Source organism: Vibrio sp. 378, assembly GCF_033339435.1.
Genome location: NZ_JAWOUO010000664.1, coordinates 1 through 651 on the forward strand (window position 1 = coordinate 1; position 651 = coordinate 651).

Here is a 651-nt window from a genome sequence, read left to right on the forward strand (position 1 = left end):
ATTTTGATTACAAATGCGAACATGTGTTGGCATTAAAATCTGCACTAGAAGGGCAGAATGCTGTTGTGGCAAAAGTAGTGTCTTACCACTTGCAACAAGCGTCTGCACTGCTTGCAGAACCTCATCAGTTAGTAGGCCCTACGGGGGAAACTAACGAGCTGTACGCGGCTGGTCGTGGTGTGGCTTTGGTGATTTGTGAAAACAACATCGAAAACACTGAAAACGCGCTGTACAGCACTTTTGCAATGATCACTTGTGCCCTCATCGCAGGTAACAGTGTTGTGATTTGCAGCGACAATGCCGAGCTAAACCGACTGGTTGAGCAAGCGGTATCGTCAACAAACTTCCCATCTAACTTAGTCCAAGTAGTTGCGTACGATGCGTCTGCCCCGTTGCTAGAAAGCGATGTACGTAGTGTGGGTTATGTTGGGCATTCTCAGGTTGAGCATGCGCTCAATCTTCAATTGGCTAAGCGCGATGGTGCTATCGTTGGCTTAGTTTCTGAAACGGATTTGGAGTCACCAAAACTGGCTCACGATCCGCATCTCTCGTTGCGCTTTATTACTGAGCGTACTCGAACGATAAATATTACAGCGGTGGGTGGTAACGCGACTCTACTCGAGTTGGGGAACGAAACTCACTAACCTGACT

Annotated in this window: 1 protein-coding gene; it reads left to right on the top strand. The window is 47.8% G+C overall.

From position 1 onward, the window contains the following. On the top strand, positions 1-644 hold a 644-nt coding region (locus tag R7Q48_RS28140), incomplete at its 5' end, for a 1-pyrroline-5-carboxylate dehydrogenase (protein ID WP_318133606.1). Between the last annotated feature and the right edge of the window lie 7 nt (positions 645-651).